Origin of the sequence: Micromonospora sp. NPDC049114 (genome assembly GCF_040648635.1) — a bacterium.
In the GTDB taxonomy this organism is placed as follows: domain Bacteria; phylum Actinomycetota; class Actinomycetes; order Mycobacteriales; family Micromonosporaceae; genus Micromonospora.
This window is the reverse complement of the sequence record NZ_JBEZEA010000001.1, coordinates 796,288-814,324: the sequence shown is the minus strand read 5'-3', so window position 1 is coordinate 814,324 and position 18,037 is coordinate 796,288. Positions and strand designations below refer to the sequence as shown.

General features: G+C 70.4%; 14 protein-coding genes. 6 read left to right on the top strand and 8 right to left on the bottom strand.

Going from position 1 to position 18,037, the window contains the following annotated elements; all coding sequences use genetic code 11:
- Positions 1–100 precede the first annotated feature (100 nt).
- The 6 genes from AB0B39_RS03875 to AB0B39_RS03850 form a co-directional block, all read right to left on the bottom strand.
- Positions 101–406, bottom strand: a complete 306-nt coding sequence (locus AB0B39_RS03875) for a hypothetical protein (protein WP_357573420.1) — start codon at positions 404–406, stop codon at positions 101–103.
- A 14-nt stretch (positions 407–420) separates the two neighbouring features.
- The gene (locus AB0B39_RS03870) at positions 421–2,229 is read right to left on the bottom strand and encodes a hypothetical protein (protein WP_357490798.1); all 1,809 of its coding nucleotides are present in this window, start codon (positions 2,227–2,229) and stop codon (positions 421–423) included.
- Entirely contained in the window at positions 2,226–2,555 is a 330-nt protein-coding gene (locus AB0B39_RS03865; RefSeq protein ID WP_234584290.1) for a hypothetical protein, read from the bottom strand. The genes AB0B39_RS03870 and AB0B39_RS03865 overlap by 4 nt, the downstream gene beginning before the upstream one ends.
- Positions 2,539–2,973: a YbaB/EbfC family nucleoid-associated protein gene (locus AB0B39_RS03860; RefSeq protein ID WP_357573419.1), complete on the bottom strand. Its 435-nt coding sequence runs from the start codon at positions 2,971–2,973 to the stop codon at positions 2,539–2,541. Before AB0B39_RS03860 ends, AB0B39_RS03865 begins: the two co-directional genes overlap by 17 nt.
- A gap of 369 nt (positions 2,974–3,342) precedes the next feature.
- The gene (locus tag AB0B39_RS03855; RefSeq protein ID WP_357573418.1) at positions 3,343–5,799 is read right to left on the bottom strand and encodes a ricin-type beta-trefoil lectin domain protein; all 2,457 of its coding nucleotides are present in this window, start codon (positions 5,797–5,799) and stop codon (positions 3,343–3,345) included.
- Positions 5,800–6,134: 335 nt separating this feature from the next.
- Complete coding sequence (locus tag AB0B39_RS03850) at positions 6,135–7,505, bottom strand: lectin (protein ID WP_357573417.1); 1,371 nt, start codon at positions 7,503–7,505, stop codon at positions 6,135–6,137.
- 560 nt (positions 7,506–8,065) lie between these two features.
- Between AB0B39_RS03850 and AB0B39_RS03845 the strand changes: the two genes are divergently transcribed.
- Entirely contained in the window at positions 8,066–8,428 is a 363-nt protein-coding gene (locus AB0B39_RS03845; protein WP_357490789.1) for an STAS domain-containing protein, read from the top strand.
- Here the strand turns inward: AB0B39_RS03845 and AB0B39_RS03840 are convergent, their stop codons facing one another.
- Positions 8,429–9,652, bottom strand: coding sequence for a PP2C family protein-serine/threonine phosphatase (locus AB0B39_RS03840; RefSeq protein ID WP_357573416.1), 1,224 nt, complete (start codon positions 9,650–9,652; stop codon positions 8,429–8,431).
- A gap of 192 nt (positions 9,653–9,844) precedes the next feature.
- Between AB0B39_RS03840 and AB0B39_RS03835 the strand changes: the two genes are divergently transcribed.
- The 3 genes from AB0B39_RS03835 (at position 9,845) to AB0B39_RS03825 (ending at position 13,272) form a co-directional block, all read left to right on the top strand.
- Positions 9,845–10,378, top strand: coding sequence for a SigE family RNA polymerase sigma factor (locus tag AB0B39_RS03835; protein ID WP_234584297.1), 534 nt, complete (start codon positions 9,845–9,847; stop codon positions 10,376–10,378).
- Positions 10,365–11,600: a hypothetical protein gene (locus AB0B39_RS03830; RefSeq protein ID WP_357573415.1), complete on the top strand. Its 1,236-nt coding sequence runs from the start codon at positions 10,365–10,367 to the stop codon at positions 11,598–11,600. The genes AB0B39_RS03835 and AB0B39_RS03830 overlap by 14 nt, the downstream gene beginning before the upstream one ends.
- Positions 11,601–11,868: 268 nt before the next feature.
- Positions 11,869–13,272 carry a glycoside hydrolase family 6 protein gene (locus AB0B39_RS03825; protein ID WP_357573414.1) on the top strand — a complete coding sequence of 468 codons (1,404 nt, stop codon included), beginning with the start codon at positions 11,869–11,871 and terminating at the stop codon, positions 13,270–13,272.
- A 199-nt stretch (positions 13,273–13,471) separates the two neighbouring features.
- On the opposite strand, the gene AB0B39_RS03820 is transcribed toward AB0B39_RS03825, so the two are convergent.
- Positions 13,472–14,692, bottom strand: coding sequence for an MFS transporter (locus tag AB0B39_RS03820; RefSeq protein WP_357573413.1), 1,221 nt, complete (start codon positions 14,690–14,692; stop codon positions 13,472–13,474).
- 254 nt (positions 14,693–14,946) lie between these two features.
- On the opposite strand from AB0B39_RS03820, the gene AB0B39_RS03815 reads away from it, so the two are divergent.
- Both AB0B39_RS03815 and AB0B39_RS03810 read left to right on the top strand, forming a co-directional pair.
- Positions 14,947–15,597 carry a CGNR zinc finger domain-containing protein gene (locus tag AB0B39_RS03815; RefSeq protein ID WP_357573412.1) on the top strand — a complete coding sequence of 217 codons (651 nt, stop codon included), beginning with the start codon at positions 14,947–14,949 and terminating at the stop codon, positions 15,595–15,597.
- A gap of 96 nt (positions 15,598–15,693) precedes the next feature.
- Positions 15,694–17,097 carry a nitrilase-related carbon-nitrogen hydrolase gene (locus AB0B39_RS03810; RefSeq protein WP_357573411.1) on the top strand — a complete coding sequence of 468 codons (1,404 nt, stop codon included), beginning with the start codon at positions 15,694–15,696 and terminating at the stop codon, positions 17,095–17,097.
- Positions 17,098–18,037: the final 940 nt, after the last annotated feature.

Sequence of the window (18,037 nt, the reverse complement as noted above, 5' to 3'; positions counted from 1 at the left end):
GCTCATGGTTCGCCGCCCGCTGACCGTCGCCAGAGTACGGGGGAGACCGCGACGCCGCCGTGCAGCGTACCGATGGCTGTCGTACCGGGGCGGTGGCGGCTCAGCCGCTCTCGTCCACGAATTTGTAGTAGCTCATCCGGAAGCGTTGCAGCAGGGCGCGCATGAAGTCGGGGCCGGCCTCCGGCGGCACCCGCTCCGCGCCGACCGGCACACCGTTGTCGTAGAAGTCCTGTGCGAGCGCACCCCACTCGGGGTCGAGGATGGTCAGCGACACCGCCTGGCCCGGCTGCCAACGGAACTCGGCCACCCGCCGGTTCGTGTGCTGGGCGAACGTGTACAGCGCCACGCGAGTCGCCGCCTGCTCGGTCATGCCTGCCTGCTCGGTCATGCCTGTCTCCTGGTTCACCACGGCTCCTTCGCTCACCACGGGCTCGGCGGACGGAACGCGTTCCACGCCTCGCCCGTGATCGTGCCTCGGCTGCGGATCTCGTTGAAACGGTCCATCGCACCGGACAGCGCCTGCTCGCTCAGGCCGGTGCCGCGCAGCCGGTCGGCCAGCACGGCCGGGTCGGTGGCCTGGATCCGGGCCATCGTGTCCGGACTGAGCGGCTGGTTCATCTGCTGCGCAACGAAGTCCGACCGCAGCGACTCGCCGTTCGACTCGGGGAACGAGTAGCCGTGATCGATGGCGACCAGGCGGCCGTCCGGGCCGGTCAGGTAGTTACCCATGTGCCGGTCGGTGTTGCCGCTGACGTAGTCGAGCACCGCCATCCGCTCGCGCTCCGCGACGGGGTAGTCGCTTGCGGGACGACCAGGGCTCGCGTTCTCCACGAACTCCTGCATCGACCCGGCCCCGTGCGGACCGTCCCACCGTGCCGTCGTGGGCACCAGGCCGAAGCCCAGATCCTCGTCCAGGCGCGAGGCGGCGACCTCCCGGGCGGCCAGTTGATTCTCCGGGATGGTGGAGCGCACCTGGACGAACTCGTTCTCCGGCACATTCGGCTTGTAGACACCGTGCGTGCCGTCGGTGAACGTCACGTCGTACGCGTCGTTGACGTGCCCACCGGGGTCGAGCTCGGTCATGCTGTGCACCTCCCTGCCGAGCAGCCGCAACTCGGCCTCGCTCGCATGATCGGGCACCAGCGGATCGGCTGTGGACCCGGGCTCCGCCGCGTCGGACCCGTCGGTGTCCGGTGGATCGTCGGCGCCGTGCGCCGTACCGCCGTCGTGCGGTGGCCCGGCGTCGTGCGGTGGCCCTCCGGCCGGCCCGGGCGGGCCGCCGTGCGCCGGGCCGCCGCCGGCCGGTCCCGGCCCGTGGCCCGCACCGGCCGGCCCGGGCCCGTCCTGCCAGGCCCACGGCGGCGCCTGCCCGCCCCCGCCCGCGGGATCGGTGTAACCCCGCGCGCCCGGGCCGGGAGCCGGCATGTCGGAAGGACTCGACCCGCCCGGGGTACGCCGCAGACCGCGCAGCGCCGTACGCAGGGTGTCGAGCAGTTCGCCGAGCTTGGACAGGATCGGCCGGAGCCGGCTGACGCTGCGGGCCAGCGCCGTGAGTAGCCCGGCGACCTTGGCGGCCCACTTGGCGACCAGCGTGGAGACCTGCGCCGCGACCAGTGGGGTGGCCGCTCCCAGGGTCAGCCCGGCCTCGGCGAGCCACTCCCACAGCCGGACGGCGAGGACCGAGACGAAGTCGGCGATCAGGTCCCGGACCAACTCCCGGACCAGCGCCACCAGCAGGCCCGCGCCCTCGACGACGGTGCCGATCAGCCCGGTGGCGTCCGCCAGGCCGGCGAGGTGGCGCACGTGCTGGTCGCTGTAACGGCGGTACGCCTCGGACGCGGGGCCCGTCCAGGTGGCGATCTCGGTGCGTACCGCCTCGGACAGGGCGGTGACCTGACCGGTGACCTGCCGCGAGACGTTGTGCCACGTCTGCGCGTACGCGGTGATCTGGTCGGGGTCGCCGGCCAGCCAGTCGAGGGCGTCGGAGAGCGGCTTGACGTGCTCGATGAGCCAGGCGACCCCCCACGAGACGATCGACCCGATCGGGTCGACGCAGGTCGCCAGCACCTCCATCGACGTACCGAAACCGCCGATGGTCGTGTCGATCCAGGACCCGCTCTCGATGCCGTGGCGCAGGTCCACCAGGCTCTCGACGAGGCCGACGCCGCTGTACGCGGCGGTGGTGTCCTGCCGGGCGGCGATCAGCGGGTTCGCCACGTCGGTGCTCATCGGTGCATCCGCCCGAGGGCAGCGGAGATCGTCCCGTCCGTCTGGTGGTAGGCGTCCACCGTCCCGTCGAGCGCCCCGGCCGCGCTGTGCAACGCCTCCTGCGCCGCGGCGAGCGCCTCCACCGCCGGCCCCTGCAGGAAGTCCAACAGGAAGGGGATCGCCTGGCAGACGGGCAGATGCCCGTACGCGCCGGCGCCCATCCGCACGTACGCCCCCGCGTCGTGCGCGGTGCCGATCGCCTCGGCGATCCGGTCGACGGAGCGGGCGTGCCCGGTCACCGCCGCAGTGGTGACCTCGAACCCGGCTGCCTCAGCGCCCACGGTCACCCCAGCCGGCGTACCTCTGCTCGTCCTCCTCCTCGGGCACCTCCGGGAAGCGCCGCTCGTAGCTGCCGACGACGGCGCGGGCGGTCTCGGAGTCGGCGCCCACGGTCTCCGCCGCGGCGTCCGCGACCTGCGGGGCCAACCGCCCCTGCGCCCGGCGCATGACCGCCAGCACCTCGGCGGCGATCTCGTCCGCCCGCCACCGCGACACCCGGTCGTCGAGTCGAAGGTCGGTCATGGCGCCGGACGCGGCGACGGTCACCTGGACCGCGCCGTCCGCGCCTTCGGCGGTCGCCGACAGCGCCGCGACCCGCTCCGACAACTCCTGCGCCCGGGCGGCCCGCTCGGAGATGTCCGCCGACCAGGAGGCGACGAACCGCTCGGTCGCCGCGCCGAAGTCGCCGCTGGGAAACTGCGCCATCAGACCTCCCCGTGTGACGGCTGCCGGCCGGCCGGGATGAGCCCGTGCGGCGCGGCCAGCACACGATACGCCCTGATCCTCCGACGTGGAGTCCGCCGACGACTGTGGTCAGGGGACGGTGGCCGATCGGGGCTTCCGCGTCCGGGTCGTGGTCGGAGGCCGTTCCGGCAAGCCGGAGGTCACCGTGATCATGTATGCGACCACGATCAGCGCCCGGTTCCCGGACGACCCGGGTTTCCTCGACCCTGACCCCGGCGGTCTGACGTCCACCGCAGCCGTGGGGATCCCTGGCGACGTCGGCCGCCCGCACGGACGGCGGCCGGCCGCTCAGTTGAGCGGCCGGCCGTCGCGAATCGGGTAAGCGTCAGGTCAGCTACGAATCCACTGCTGGTTGCTGCCGCCGGTGCAGGTCCAGATCTGCACGGCGGTGCCGTTGGCGGTGCCCGCGCCGTTGACGTCGAGGCAGAGCCCCGATCCGACGCCGGTGATCGTGCCGTCGGCGTTGACCCGCCACTGCTGGCCGCTACCGCCGTTGCAGGACATGATCCGCGCGCGGCTCCCCGCGGCGGTGCCCGGCACGTCGAGGCACTTGTTGCCGTAGACGGTCAGCTGGTTGCTCGCGGTGAGCGTCCACTGCTGGTTGGCGCCGCCGTTGCAGTCCCAGATCTGCACGACCGACCCGTCGGCCTGGCTGGCCCCGTTGACGTCCAGGCACCGGTTGGAGCCCGCGCCCCGGATCGCCCCGGTCGCGCCCGGCTCACCGGAGTTGCCGACCGGCGTGATGGAGAGGTTGTCGAACTGGGCGGTGACCCCCTGACCCGTGCCGTACCCGATCTGGCCGGCGACCCAGGTCGAGTCGGAGACCGTCCCGACGGTGTTGCCGTCGATGGCCCCGGTGAGGGTGCTCCCGTTGAGCGTCAGCGACAGGGTGTGCCAGCGCCCGGTGCCCAGCGCCGAGGTGTTCCCGCTGGCCAGCGTGCGCCAGTTGCCGCTGGTGTTGTTGCTCCGGATGGACCACGCGCCACCGTCGGTCACCCGGAAGTAGTAACCGTTGAGGTTCTGCGGCCCCTGGTGGTTGTACGTGTTGGCGCGTCCGATGAGCTGCGCGTAGCCGGACTTCTCCAGCATCACGTCCGAGGAGACCGTGTAGTTGCGCCACGACAGGTCACCCAACAGCGTGTACGGCTCGGCCTGACCGGACGTCCAGAAGATCGGCGTCTGCTCGGACATCTGGCGTACGCACTGGCCTGCGCGACCGCCCCCGCAGCCGGCGATCTCGAACGAGCCCTGCTGGTCCATCAGGTACTTCGCCTCGCGCCCGACGGCGTAGCTGTCGAAGGTGTCGCTGTACGGCAGCTTCAGGTTGCCCGCCGCCGGGCTGGTCGCCGTGCTCTTACCCTGCCCGGTGGTGGTGGTGATGCTGTAGACGTAGCCGGGCTGGACGGTGAGCGAGAAACGACCGCCGCTCGGCGTGATGTCGCTGCCCCTGACGAAGTGGTCGGCGGTGTTGTTCGACCGGACGTTCGTCGACCAGACGTGCACGGCGCCGGTGGACAACCCGCCGGTGACGGTGAAGTCGAGGGTCTGCGCGGAGCCGGCGTCCATCGTCTCGATGATGGTGCTGTAGTCACTGTTGTTGGTGGACTTCAGCGAGACGTAGCTGCCGTTGTTGCGGTTACCGCCGAGGTAGCCGGTCGACCCGTCGAGGTAGCGCCAGCCGGGAGCGGTGAACTGCGTGGTCTGCGCCATCACCCACGTGCTCTTGCCGATCGAGTACGCACCGGACCAGGGCTGCTGGGCCACCGCCACGCCCGTGGTCGCCCACGGGATGTTGGGCGTGATGGCGGCGATGGCGGGCCAGTTGATGTAGCCGGTCATCTTGCCGTCGATGTAGCCACGGTTGATGCCCCGGGCGAGGGCCTGCGCGCCGGCGTTGTAGTCGTCGGAGCCGTTCTCGCTGGCCCAGAGCGACTTGCCGGTGGATATCGCGTTGTTCGAGCTGGGGCAGCTGGTCTGTGCGCTGCGGTAGCCGCAGACGTAGTGGCTGCCGAAGACCTGCACGGCGTTGGCGAACGCCGGGTCGCGCAGCGATTCGTCGGCGGCGCCCCACCCGAAGTCGTCCGAGGCGACGATCTTCACGCTGCTGTAGCCGTGGGAGTTGAGGGCCGAGCGCAGGTTCTTGTACCAGGTGGCGTTGTAGCCCTTCTCGTTCCACCCGCCGAGGTAGTTGATGGTGAGCCCGTGGGTGGCCGCGCAGTCCAGCCAGGCCACCAGGTAGTCGATCGAGTCGTTGGACCAGAAGTTGCCGTTCCCGATCCAGCCGGGCGCTCCCCAGGCCAGGCCCGCCAGGGCGATGTTGGCGTTGCGCGACCGCGCCTGCTCCATCAGCCACCACTCGTAGCCCCGGTTGCAGTTGATGTTGCCCCGGGTGTGCTCGTGGCTGGGCTCCGCGCCGGAGGTCGAGTTGGTGTCCCCGCCGATCTCCGTCTTCAGCAGCTGCATGGCGGCGCCGCGGCCCGGCTTGAACAGGTAGTCCAGGATGTCACTGCGCTGAGGCTCGGGGTAGTCGATCAGCAACCTGCTGTTGCCGCCGCCGCCACTGACCGCGCCGATCCCGTCGAGCGCCCGTCCACCGGATCCGCCGTTGATGGTGATGGCGGTCGCCGCCTGGGCGGGGGAGGCGAATCCGGTGAGCACGGCTGCCGCCAGGACCACCCCTCCCAGCACCGAAGCGGTCAGCCGACGCGGAGGTCGCGTGCTTCGCCATGCCCAGCGGCGCGGCCCGCCCTCGCCAGTACTGCGCCGATGACTCCCTCTACCGAACATCTGACTCGCCTCCCCAACCGCTTCCGACCCCAGAAGCCGTACGGCAGGTGTCGAGCTGTCGTACCGCAGAAGGCCGTTAATCGAAGATCATTAATAACTAGACGTCATATGTTAGGCACCGCATGGATCGGCGGTCAACGGGTTCGACCAACCACAAATGCCGCGATCTTGGGCGGCGGGATCACCGGGCGCCCTCGAAAGATTTGATGAATGCCGCGAGCACGCACCGGCAGGGCGGGCCGGCTCGGCTGCGGAACCGGGTGGTTCCGCAGCCGAGCCGGCCCCGTGGTGGGCTCAGCGATCCCGATCGGTGCGCCCCTAGGTGTTCGCCGGGTTCAGCTCCGACTCCATCGCTGGTTGGCCCCGCCGTTGCAGTCCCAGATCTGGATGCGCGTGCCGTTGGCCGTACCGTTGCCGACCACGTCCAGGCACCGGCCCGAGCCAACTCCGGTGATCGAGCCGTCGGCGTTGAGCCGCCACCGCTGGTTCGACTGGCCGTTGCAGTCCCAGATGATCACCGAGCTGCCGTTCGCGGTGGCGGCGCCGTTGACGTCGAGACACTTGTCGCCGAAGACGCGCAGCTCCTGAGCGGCGGTCGAGGTCCAGCTCTGGTTGCTCTGGCCGTGGCAGTCCCAGATGATCGCCGCCGTGCCGTTGGCCTGCGAGGCGCCGTTGACATCCAGGCACCGCCCGGAGGCCGTGTTGCGCAGGGCCGACGTGCCGCTCGGAGGCGGGGTGGTCGGAGCGCCGGTGGGTGACACGGTCGGGGTCGGCGTCGGATCGGTGCTGCCGAACTGGGTGAAGAACCGCCACACCTCGCCCTTGGTCCAGGTCCGGGCTCCGCTGTCCCCGCCGCCGTCCACCGGGCCGGGGGTGTGCCCGCCGTCGAAGGCGGCCCACACCACGGGATAGCCGGCACGGCATCCGGAGTAGGTGGTGGTGATGTGGGTCAGGCTGCCCGCTCTCGGCTCGGGCGGACTCTGTGGGGTACAGCCGTTGTTCCGCACGAACGTGTCCCGCAGGGACCGTCCGGCCGAGATGTTGAGCACCGGGTCCCCGATGCCGTGGATTCCCATGTACGCGATCGGTTGGGTGCCGCCGCCGCACCCGCTGAGCTGCCCGCCGGAGTAGACCGCGACCGCGCGGAAGACACCCGCGCGCGAACAGGCCAGCGAATAGCTCATGCCTCCGCCGTAGCTGAAGCCGAGGGCGAAGAGCTGCGTCGTGTCGACGCAGAGGTCCGCCTCGATCAGGCTGATCATGTTGTCGACGAAGGTGACGTCCTGGCCGCCGGGGTTGGCCCAGCCGTTGCCGTTGCCCTGCGGGGCCACGAAGATGGTGCTGTTGTTCGCCTGCTGCCGCAGTCCGTAGTAGGACCAGGCCGCGCCGTCCGAGCCGCCGCCGTCGACGTCGTTGGCGGTGCCGCCGTTCCAGTGGAATCCGAAGATCAACCGGTACGGGTGGTTCCGGTCGTAGTTGTCGGGGATCCTCAGGATGAAGCTGCGGTTCTGGCCGCTGCTCTGGATGGACCGTGAACCGCTGGTCAACGTGGGCGCCTTGCCGCATCCGGCGGTCGCCGCGGCCGCTGTGACGTTCGCGGTCGACGCGTTGGCGCTCAGGCCACCGGTCATTCCCGCCACGCCCACGGTCGCGACGACGAGTGCGGCCGTCGCAAGAGAACCAAGGAGGGGTCTACGTCTTGTCATGAGGGGGCTCCCGCCATTCGGCACGAACTGATTCAGGTCAAGGGGTGCGGGACGACCACCCTCGGTCACCCCGCCGACTCCGCTCGTCGTCGAGGAACGTGGAAGACGCGATCTGCCCACGACGACGGCCGGCTCATCGCCACAGGTTTCCGCCCCTGGCCTCGCCGCCCATGCGGGACCAGGTGGTCGTCGAATCGTCGGTGGCCACGTCGTTCGCCCGAACACCACACGACCGGCCGCCGAAGGACGCCGGAGGTGTTCGGCAGGTGGCCGAACCGATTCGACCCGACGCTAGATCGCACAGTGAAATATGTCAATGCCGTGTCCGGCGGGTTGCGATTCGGTCAGCCGGGGCGTCCGCACTGCGGTACGGGGCCACTCGTCGGTCGGCGAGGCGCCTGGCGATGCGGAGCGGCGCCGGCCCCGGTGCGTCGGGAGGAAAGGCGACCACGTCGGCGAGTGCGCTGGTCAGCGGCAGTCCGCGGCCGGCGATGGCCGACGGCGGTTCACCCCTCGGCGAATTAGGGTAAGGGTGAGGTCAACGGCGTGGGGAGGCTGTAGTGGATCTAGGGTTGTCGGTCCGGCCGGGCCGCGGCTGCACCGTTCTCGAGGTGCGCGGCGAGCTGGACATGGCGACGTCCCCACAGTTGCGCGAAGGCCTGCAACGGCTGGTTGAAGCCGGGGAGCGTCTGGTGGTGGTGGACCTGGCCGAGGTGGGGTTCATGGATTCCAGCGGGCTGGGCGCGCTGGTGGTGATGTTCAAGGCGTTGCGCGAGGCCGGGGGCCGACTGTGCCTGGCCACTGTGCAGCCCGCCGTCCGCAGCGTCCTGTCGGTCACCTCGGTGGACCGGGTCATCGGCGTCTACGACGACGTGCCGGCGGCTGAGGCGGATCTCCGCCCCGCCGACGCGACCGGCCGCTAGTCACCCCAGAGAGCTGGCGCGTTCCTGGTCGGCGCCGGCGCTGGTCCGCCGGTCCTCGCTGTGCCCGCCGTGCCAGTCGACGACGAACAGGGTGGCGTCGTCAGCGAGGGTCGGCCCGCTGACCTCCAGCACGGCGTCGGCCAACGCCCGGACGGCCTCGCGGGGGTGCAGACCGGCGATCGACCGCAGCATGGATGGCAGATCCAGGCTGGCCGCGTTGCGCTCGCGCACCCCGTCGGTGACCACCACCAGACGGTCGCCGGGGCGCAGCGTGACCTCGCCGGCGCTGTACGTGGCCTCGGTGAACATTCCCAGCGGGAAGTTGCCCGGCAGGGACAACGCCCGGGTGTCCCCGTTGCGTACCAGCATCGGCGGGACGTGCCCGGCGTTGAGCAGCGTGCACACCCCGGTGCGCAGGTCGAGACGGCCCAGTAGCGCGGTGACGAAACTGCCGGGCACGGCTGTGTGCCCGGCCACGTCGGCGTTCGCGGCCTCGGCCTGCTCCACCAGGCTCACCCCGCGACGTCGACCGTTGCGCAGACTGCCCACCCCCAGAGTGGCCGTCAGCGCGCTGGCCACCCCGTGGCCCATCGCGTCGGTGACGCTGAAGTGCAGCACGTCGCGGGCGAGGCTGTAGTCGAAGGTGTCCCCGCCGACGCTCGCGGCGGGCTCCAGCCAACCGGACAGGGTGAACGCGCTGGCCTCACACGTGAACGAGCCGGGCAGCAGGCGGCGTTGGATCTCTCCCGACAGGGTGAACGGGGTCGTGCGTTGCCCCCACTCGAAAAGGTCGGTGTGCCGCCGGTTGGCGATCACCACGAACGCCAGCACGTGCGCCGTGCGGCCGATCTCCTCCAGCTCCCGTGAATCCGGGTCCCTCGGCAGGACCATCTCGAGCAGGCCGATCGCCTCACCACGGTCGGTCACCGGTGCCAACACCGTCCAACCATCGGGCTGCCCGAAGACCCGCACCGTCTGGCTCCGCAACGCCTGCTCCACTGGGCCGCTGTCGAACGGCAGGACCGTGGCGAACTCAGCGCCGTCCCGGCGTCCGCCACCGGCGTCGGCCCCGGCGAACGGCACATGGGCCAACCGGACCAGGGCCCGGCCGCTGAGGTCGGCGATCAGAAACGCGACGCTACGTGCTCCCAGCGCCGCACCGAGTTCCCGGGTGACCGCCTCGACCGCGTCGACAGGCGAGGCGTTCTCCGCCGCATCCAACATGTGAGCCATTATCTGGCTCCGACTGCTCTCCACCATCCGAGCCTACGAGAGGCCCGAGCTGCGGCGCACAGGCGGCGAAGGTCCGCGCTGAGCCGCGCCGTCACGGTCGGTGCGCGAACAACTACTTCTTTCGGCGTGCAACTTCCCGGGCGACCGGCTCCGTTCTACCTCCGTCACGAGGAGGCAGTGGACTTGAGAGCCGAAGACGAGCAGGCATTCCGCGAGTTCGTGACGTCCGAGATGGCGTCGCTGCGCAAGCTGGCGTACGTGACCTGCGGCGACTGGCACACGGCGGAGGACGCAGTGGCCAACGCGTTGGTCAAGCTCTACCCCCGCTGGCGCAAGCTGGACCGACCCGATCTCTACGTCAAGACGATGGTCTATCGGGCAGCGGTCGACGAGACCCGCCGGCCCTGGCGGCGTGAGCGGGCGGCCGGCGACGCCATGCCGGACGTCGCGCTGCGGGACCCGACCGGTGCGACCGACGAGCGGATGCGCCTGCGGGCGGCGCTCGACGCCGTACCGCCCCGACAGCGGGCCGCGGTCGTGCTCCGGCACTACCTGGGTCTGAGCCTGGAGGACACGGCCGGCGTCCTCGACTGCACGGTCGGCACCGCCAAGAGTCAGGTCTCCCGGGGCCTGGCGAAGCTGCGCGTGTCACTGGCCGCCGAACGCATCAATCTCACCGGAAAGCCGATCGAGGAGTGGACAAATGCAGTTGCATGAGTTCGTGGACGCCGTGACGGGCGAGGAGCCACCGATGGCCCGCACCGCGGACGACATCATCGCGGCAGGGCGGCGGGCCGAGCGGCGTCGCCGGGCCGGGTTCGCGTCGGCCGGCGCGGCCGGTCTCGTCGTGGTCGCGGTCGCGGGCGCGTTCGTGCTGCCCACCCTGGGCGCCGAGCGGAACACGCCGGCCCCGGTCGGCGCGGCGACGTCCAAGCTCGCCGCGGCCACGTGGTCCGACGCCGCGCCGTTCACCTTCACCTTCCAGGGGTACGACGCCGGCACCCTGCACGTGCAGGACCCGATCGTCGCGTCCACCGCCTACCAGATCGCCTCCGTCTACTCCGACGGTCACACCTCGAACGACAAGCCCCTCACGGAGGAAGAGGCCGCGGCGCTGGGCGGCGCCACCGAGCAGGACAAGAAGAAGGCCGCCGGGGGAAAGCCGAGCCTGTGGGCGTACCTGACCGTCTACCGGCCGGGCGTCTTCGACCCCGCGAAGATCAAGGACGGCACGGACGTCACAGTTGCCGGGCGCAGGGCCGTGCAGGCGCTGCTGCCGGTCGGCCTCGACCCGCGGAACGATGCCGACGCAGGCAACAAGCTGTTCGCCTGGGAGTACGCCGACAACGCCTGGGCGGCTGTCACGTCGATCTCCAGCGACGAGGCCACGCCGAGCTTCGAGAATCTGGGCGGCCTGGTCGAAGGTCTGAAGCCCACCAAGCCGACGCCGGCTCTGGTGCCGTTCACTCTGGGCTACGTGCCGGGCGGCTACGCGCCGTTGCAGATCGGCAGCCACGCGATGCCCGGCCTCAGCGGCATCGCCGCGGCCCGTGCCGGTGACTACGGCGGCGCGACGTACACCAAACCAGCCGCGCCCACGACGGGCCTTTCCGCGCCGTACGACACCGTGGAGGGCGCCATCAAGGACGGGTTCCACATCTTCGTCACGCCGAGCACCAGCTCGAACCAGTCGCCGGAGGCCGGCGCGACGACGTGCCACAACGTGTCCGATCAGCGCGGCCAGGACGCCGGCACCGGAGACGGCGGCTTCTGCAACGTCTGGAGCGCCGACGGGAAGGTCGTCGTCCAGGTGAGCACCAGTGGCCTCGGCAACGGCCTGCCCCGGGCGGAATTGGAGAAGATCGCCAAGGGGATCACGGTCGCCGACGTCGGGAACGAGTCGACCTGGACCCCGGCCGCGGACGCTCTGCAGCCGTAACGATCAGCCTCTGACCGACCGCGCACCACCACGGCGGTGATCGCACAGACAGGTGCGGTCACCGCCGTCGCGCGTTCGAGGGTCGTCCAGCGACAGCGGGCCAGCCCGCCGCCGCCCACCCCCAGGCCGCTGCGCGAACCTGCAACGCCCGCGGCCGCCGCCGCAACGACGAGCCCGCACGTCTTGGCAGCGACGCCCGCCTCCGCTACCGTCTTGGGAACGCTCCCATGAACTTAGATACATCAATGTGATCAGGAGGAAACACGTCGTGGCTATCCTCTCCCCCCGGCGCCGTAGATCGGTGGCCCTCAGTGTGGCGGCCATCGCGGGCACCGCCGCCGCCAGCATCTGCTACGCCGTCGGCGGCGCGTCCGCCGGCACGGTGTCCGGGTCGCTCTACCGCGATCCGAGTTCGGCAGTCGTCCGCTGGGTCGCCGCCAACCCCGGCGACTCGCGTGCCGGCGTCATCCGCGACAAGATCGCGAGTCAGCCGCAGGCCCGCTGGTTCGCCAACTTCAACCCGTCAACCATCCAGTCCGAGGTCTCCGGGTTCGTCGGCGCTGCCAACGCGGCGCAGCAGATCCCGGTGCTTGCGGTGTACGAGATCACCAACCGGGACTGCGGCGGGGCCAGCGCCGGTGGCGCCCCGGACCTCAACCAGTACCAGACGTGGGTGTCGAACTTCGCCCGAGGTCTGGGCAACCAGACGGTCCTGATCATCCTGGAGACCGACTCGCTCGCCCTGCAGACATGCCTGAGCAGCAGCGAACTCAACGCCCGCAACCAGGCGATCTCGACTGCCACCCGGACCATCAAGTCGGGCAACCCCAACGCCAAGGTGTACCTCGACGCCGGCCACTCCACCTGGAACAGCGCGGGTGAGACGGCCAACCGGCTCCGGGCAGCGGGCGTGCAGTACGCCGACGGCTTCTTCAGCAACGTGTCGAACTTCAACTCGACGTCCAGCGAGGCGAACTTCGGCCGGGCGGTCATCTCCGCCCTCAACGGCATGGGCCTCTCGGGCAAGCGCCAGGTCATCGACACCAGCCGCAACGGGGGTGCCAGCGGAGACTGGTGCGGCGACGACAACACCGACCGGCGTATCGGGCAGTACCCGACGACGAACACCGGCGACAGCAACATCGACGCGTACCTCTGGGTGAAGCCGCCGGGCGAGGCCGACGGCTGCCGCTACACGGCTGGTTCGTTCCAGCCCGACCTGGCCTACAGCCTGGCCAACGGGGTGCCGAACCCGCCGACGACCGCGCCGCCGACGACGGCCCCGCCGACCACGGCTCCGCCGACCACCGCGCCGCCGACGACGGCCCCGCCGACGACCGCTCCGCCGACCACCGCGCCCCCCACCACTCCGCCGCCGACCGGTAACGGCTGCTCCGCGTCGGTGGCGGTCAACCAGTGGTCCGGCGGATTCACCGCCAGCGTGACGGTCACCGCCGGCTCCGCGGACATCAACGGCTGGACCGCGACCATCACGCTGCCCAGCGGCACCGCGATCACCGGTACCTGGAACGCCCAGGCCAGCGGCACCAGCGGAACCGTCCGGTTCACCAACGTGGGCTACAACGGACACGTCGGCGCGGGACAGTCGACCAACTTCGGCTTCCAGGGCACCGGCACCGGCCCGGCATCGGTCATCTGCGCAGCCAGCTGACCCCCCGAGGCGACGGCCCGGCGTGGAGGACCACCCTCCACGCCGGGCCCGACCTCGTGCTCAGTGGCGGCCACATCGACGCTGGCACACCGGCCATCGTGGCCCGGCGAGCGGCCGCACCGGTGCGACCTTCGGCGACACGTCGTGGACCGTGCCCGGCGGGGTGGTCGTGATCCAGGAGCCCGATGGAACAAGGGGATCAAGCGTGAGCTGCGCGATGTCCGGCCGGTGGTAGCTGGGCATCGATCCGGGCAGCCTCATCGCCGCGCCTTCTCCTGCGGGACATCTCGTGGCAGGCGAGCAGGGCGAACGCCGCGGCCGTCAGCAGGCCACCGAACAGCGGGATGACTCGTATCCCGGCCGTCGCCAGCAGGCCCGCGCCGATGAGCGAGCCGGCCGCGAGGCCGACGTTGAACGCGACGCTGAGACCGGCCGACGCCATGTCGGTGGTCGACGGGGCCACCTGCATGATGCGGTGTTGGATTCCCGCGATCAGCGAACTGAACGACATGCCCGCCACGGCGAGCAACGGGATCGTCAAGGCCTTGCTCGTGCCGAGCCCGTAGAGGCCGAGCATCGCTGCGGTGATCAGCCCGAGCAGACCCAGCACGACACCGAGCGGGAACTGGTCCAGCGCCCGGCCGACCGCCCAGGTGCCGACGACGCCGAACGAGCCCTGCACGAAGAGCAGCACGCCGAGAGACGCCGCGGCGAACCCGCTGACGTCGAGGAGGAAGACGGTCATGTAGGTGAACGCCCCCATGGCGCCGGTGACCGCGAGAATGGTGGCGACGAGGAGCACCACGAAGCGGTGCCGGTCCGGCATCGGCCCGACGTCGCCCGCACTCTCTTGCGGTGTGACTCTCGGCAGGAGCAGCGCGACCGCGATGCACGTGACGAAGCCGAGGACGGCCATGGCGACGAAGGCGGCCCGCCACCCGGCCTGCCCGCCCAACCAGGTGCCCACCGGCACGCCGAGCACCGGCCCCAAGGCGCTGCCGATCGACAGCCGCGCCACGATGCGGCCTCGGATGTTCGCGGGGAACATCGAGATCGCCACGGGAAACACCACCGCCCAGAAGACACCGTTGGTGGTCGCGGCCAGCAACCGCGCGGCGAGCAACACCTCGTAGGAGGTGGCGAAGGCCGACACCGCCGTCGCCGCCGCGAACACGCCGAGGGCGCCGGCGAGCAGTGGGCGTCGGGGCACTCGCCGGGTGACCCGGGTCAGCGGGAGCGCCACGATCATGACCACCACGGCGTACCCGGTCACCAGCAGGCCGGCCTCCGACCTGGACCGGCCCAGGTCTGGCGCGATCAGCGTGAGCAGCCCGATCGGAAGCACCTCGGTGGTGACGTAGCAGAACGTGGCGGCGGACAACGCGGCGAGGGCATAGACCGCGCGTCGGTGGTGCGCCATTGGCTACCTCCAAACCTCGAAGCCGCTACGCGGGCGCTGTGCAGTGAACGCCCGACCACGCTGCCGAGCAGTGATTGCAAGCCCGTCCGTGTGATGCCGGCTAACTGATTTTTGACGGTAGCATGTGATCGTCGAAACATCTCACCGTTTCCCATGTGGAAACTGTCCTGCGCTCATGCCGTGTCGGCCTCGGTGAACACACCGGCCACGATGGAGCAACCGCCTTCGGCAGGTTGGATGGTAGCCTTGCTCGCATGCCACCCGATGTGTGCCAGTTGCCGTTGGTCGGCGGGCACCCTGCACTCGATCTGGCCAACACCCTCGAACGAGGGGGCTCGTCGCCGCACGACTTCCTGTCCGACAGCTCCGCCCTGCTGCGCTGGTCGGTTCTGGCGGGCGTGATCAGCGACGCGGAGGCGGACCAGGTCGGCCGGGCGTGGGGCGACGAGCCCGCGGCGGCACAAGCGGGCCTGGTCGCCGTGCGGGACATCCGTGAAGGGCTGTACCTCGTGATGCTTGCGGTGATCACCGACGCGGACGGTGGTACGGCGGGCGATCCTGTCGCCGCCCGCGCCGCGCTGGTCGCCCTACACCAGCGCTGGTCCAGCGCCGCCGCCCGCGCAAGATTCGTGCTCGACCCGTCGCGGGTACGGCTGGCGTACGGCACGGTGCCGGCCATGCTGGTGCCCGACCGGATCGCCGAAGCCGCCCGCGACGTCATGCTGAACGCCGACCTGACCCGGGTGCGCCGCTGCCCGGTGCGCGAAGGTGGCTGTGGCTGGCTGTTCCTCGATCAGACTCGCAACGGCTCCCGTCGCTGGTGCCGCATGGCCGACTGCGGTAACGCGGTGAAGGCACGACGGCTCACCGAGCGTCGCCGCGCCGCCCGACCCTCGCTCGGTTGACGCGGACCGGCATCGATACGCGCCGGTACCATTCGGGAACTACCCCTATCGAACGGGATTGCCGATGTCCTGTCGGGACGCGTCGTGAGCGGTGCGGTGGTCGGGCAGGTCGCCGTGTGTGTGGCAGTTGCGGTGTTTTCCGGCGGGATGTATCACCTGGGTTCGGGGCTTCGGCCGATTGCGGTTGCCGCGTGGGTGGCGCCGGTGCCGCTGCTCGTGCTCGCGCCGAGGGTCCCGTGGTTCGCGGCGGTCAGCGTGGCGGCTGGTGCCTGGCTCATCGGTCAGCTCCGGCTCTGGTCGTACTACACGCGCGATGTGAAAATGCCCAGCCCGCTTGTCGCGGTGCAGTTCGTCGGCGGCGCCGCAGGGGTCGCGTCCATCGTGGGGCTCGCGCGGGCGCACCTCGTCGGCGGTCACGTCGCGATGGCCGCGCTGGCCCTGCCCGTGGCGTGGGTGGCAATGGAGTTTCTCGTGGCGCGCGGATCGCCGCATGGTGCGTGGTGGAGCCTGGCCTATTCGCAGGCGGACGTTCCGACCATCACCCAGGTGGCCTCGCTGACCGGGGTCTGGGGCATCACCGCGTTGCTCGTGCTGCCGGCCAGCATGGCCGCTGCGGTGACCGCGCCAGTGGGCGCGGACGGCGAACGGGTGGTGGTGCTCTTCCTCGCCGCGGCCCTGGTCGCCGCACTCATCGGGTACGCCGCCCGGCGCGGCAGACGTGCCGTGGCCGGAGAGCCCACGCACGTTGGACTGGCCGCGGTTGAACAGCCCGGTGGGCCGGTGCCGATCGACTCGCCGGACGGCGTGGTACTGCTGGCACGGTATCTCGAGCGGGTGCGGCTGCTCGCGGGTCGGGGGGCCAGGGTCATCGTCCTGCCCGAGCTGACGTTCAGCGTCGACGAAGCCCGGATGGTTGAACAGATGCGGCCCCTCGCGCGGGCGGCGGTCGACCTGAACGTGGACGTCGTGGTCGGCGTGGCCCGCCTAGCTGAGACCGGGGCGGCCAACGTCGCGGCGGTGTTCGGCGCCGGCGGCGACCCACCGAGCATGTACGAGAAGCATCACCTCGTGCCGGGGTTGGAGGCCGCCTACCGACCAGGTCGGGACCTGCTCCACCTGCCCAGTGACCGGCGCATAGGTGTGCTCATCTGTAAGGATCTTGATTTCCCCGGACTGGTTCGCGCCTACCGGCGAGGTGGCGCGCAGATGCTGCTCGCGCCGGCGTGGGACTTCGCCCGTGATGGTTGGTTGCACAGCCGGATGGCGGTGGTGCGAGGTGTGGAGTCGGGTGTCGCAGTGGCACGCGTTGCCCGCACTGGCCGAGCCACGATAAGCGACGCGTTCGGCAGAGTCCTCGTCGATGTCGACACCTCCGAGGACGGGACCGTTGACGCCACATTCGCGCTGGCCGCGACCCCGACCATCTACAGCCGAGTCGGAGACTGGTTCGGGTGGTGCTGCGTTACAGCTGCGGTCCTGACCACGGTGACGCTGATCTGACGCAGACGGCCACCGACCTTATCCGTTTCGATCGATCTCTACGTGTGGCCTGTTACCACCGCCGCCGTACCCGCCGATGGTCGGCTCTTGATGTATCGCGCGACACCGCGCACCGGCTTGGCGTTCATGCCGCTGCTGGATCGGCACCGCAGCCCGGACTCCACCGGCGCCGCCGGTCTCGGGAGGCGACGCTGCGTTAACAGGCGGCCGTCCGACGAAACGACGTCGGCTTCCGGATCTGGCGGGAAGCGGATGTTGGGCAGGTGGGCGCTTGGTGCAGACCGCTACGCTTCGCACCTGAGAGGTGAACTCGACTCTCGACCTCCCAGGCTTTGGGGGTGGTGGTGCCGGTCGTACTTGGGCCATACCCGCTGTGTTTGCTGTGCCAAAAGACCAACGGCGGTCTGATCGCCGTCAGACACCGCCAGATTCACCTCCGAGCTCACGGCAAGGAGGCGTGTGTAGATGGTGGCCTTGCCGGACTCTTGGCCAGCCTGTGGGCGGTCTGCGACACGCGGAGCTGTTGCGAGAACGGCGGCGGGCGCGCGTACGTCGTGCCGACCGCGGATACCTGTGACGCGGCAGTACGTCTGCTGACCAAGCTTGGACTGCACCCGACGGTCCTCGACGGGACCATCTATTTCCAGACGCCCAGCTCATTGCGGTTGGACGACGTTGACCAGGTACGACGAGTGCTCGAACAACCAGGCGGTGCGCGCTCGCGCTGGCGGGTGAACGAGAACGGGGTGTTCGAACCCCTCCGACCTGTCGACGGGTCTGCCGTCCCTGACGCCTGAACATGAGGAGCGTCTGCCGCGTTCCGGGCGCGGATGTGTCTGCGATGGGCTAACCGGGCGTAGTCGGACAGAGTGCTCCGCCTGAGTGGCGAGGGGCCGGTCATGAGGCGGTCGAGGCCTCAGTCGTAGGCAAGGTCCATCCT

Excerpts from the sequence above, each read along its gene's own strand:
- AB0B39_RS03870 (WP_357490798.1), bottom strand. The coding sequence starts at position 2,229 with ATGAGCACCGACGTGGCGAACCCGCTGATCGCCGCCCGGCAGGACACC.
- AB0B39_RS03860 (WP_357573419.1), bottom strand. The coding sequence starts at position 2,973 with ATGGCGCAGTTTCCCAGCGGCGACTTCGGCGCGGCGACCGAGCGGTTC.
- AB0B39_RS03855 (WP_357573418.1), bottom strand. The coding sequence starts at position 5,799 with ATGTTCGGTAGAGGGAGTCATCGGCGCAGTACTGGCGAGGGCGGGCCG.
- AB0B39_RS03850 (WP_357573417.1), bottom strand. The coding sequence starts at position 7,505 with ATGACAAGACGTAGACCCCTCCTTGGTTCTCTTGCGACGGCCGCACTC.
- AB0B39_RS03840 (WP_357573416.1), bottom strand. The coding sequence starts at position 9,652 with ATGTTGGATGCGGCGGAGAACGCCTCGCCTGTCGACGCGGTCGAGGCG.
- AB0B39_RS03830 (WP_357573415.1), top strand. The coding sequence starts at position 10,365 with ATGCAGTTGCATGAGTTCGTGGACGCCGTGACGGGCGAGGAGCCACCG.
- AB0B39_RS03820 (WP_357573413.1), bottom strand. The coding sequence starts at position 14,692 with ATGGCGCACCACCGACGCGCGGTCTATGCCCTCGCCGCGTTGTCCGCC.
- AB0B39_RS03815 (WP_357573412.1), top strand. The coding sequence starts at position 14,947 with ATGCCACCCGATGTGTGCCAGTTGCCGTTGGTCGGCGGGCACCCTGCA.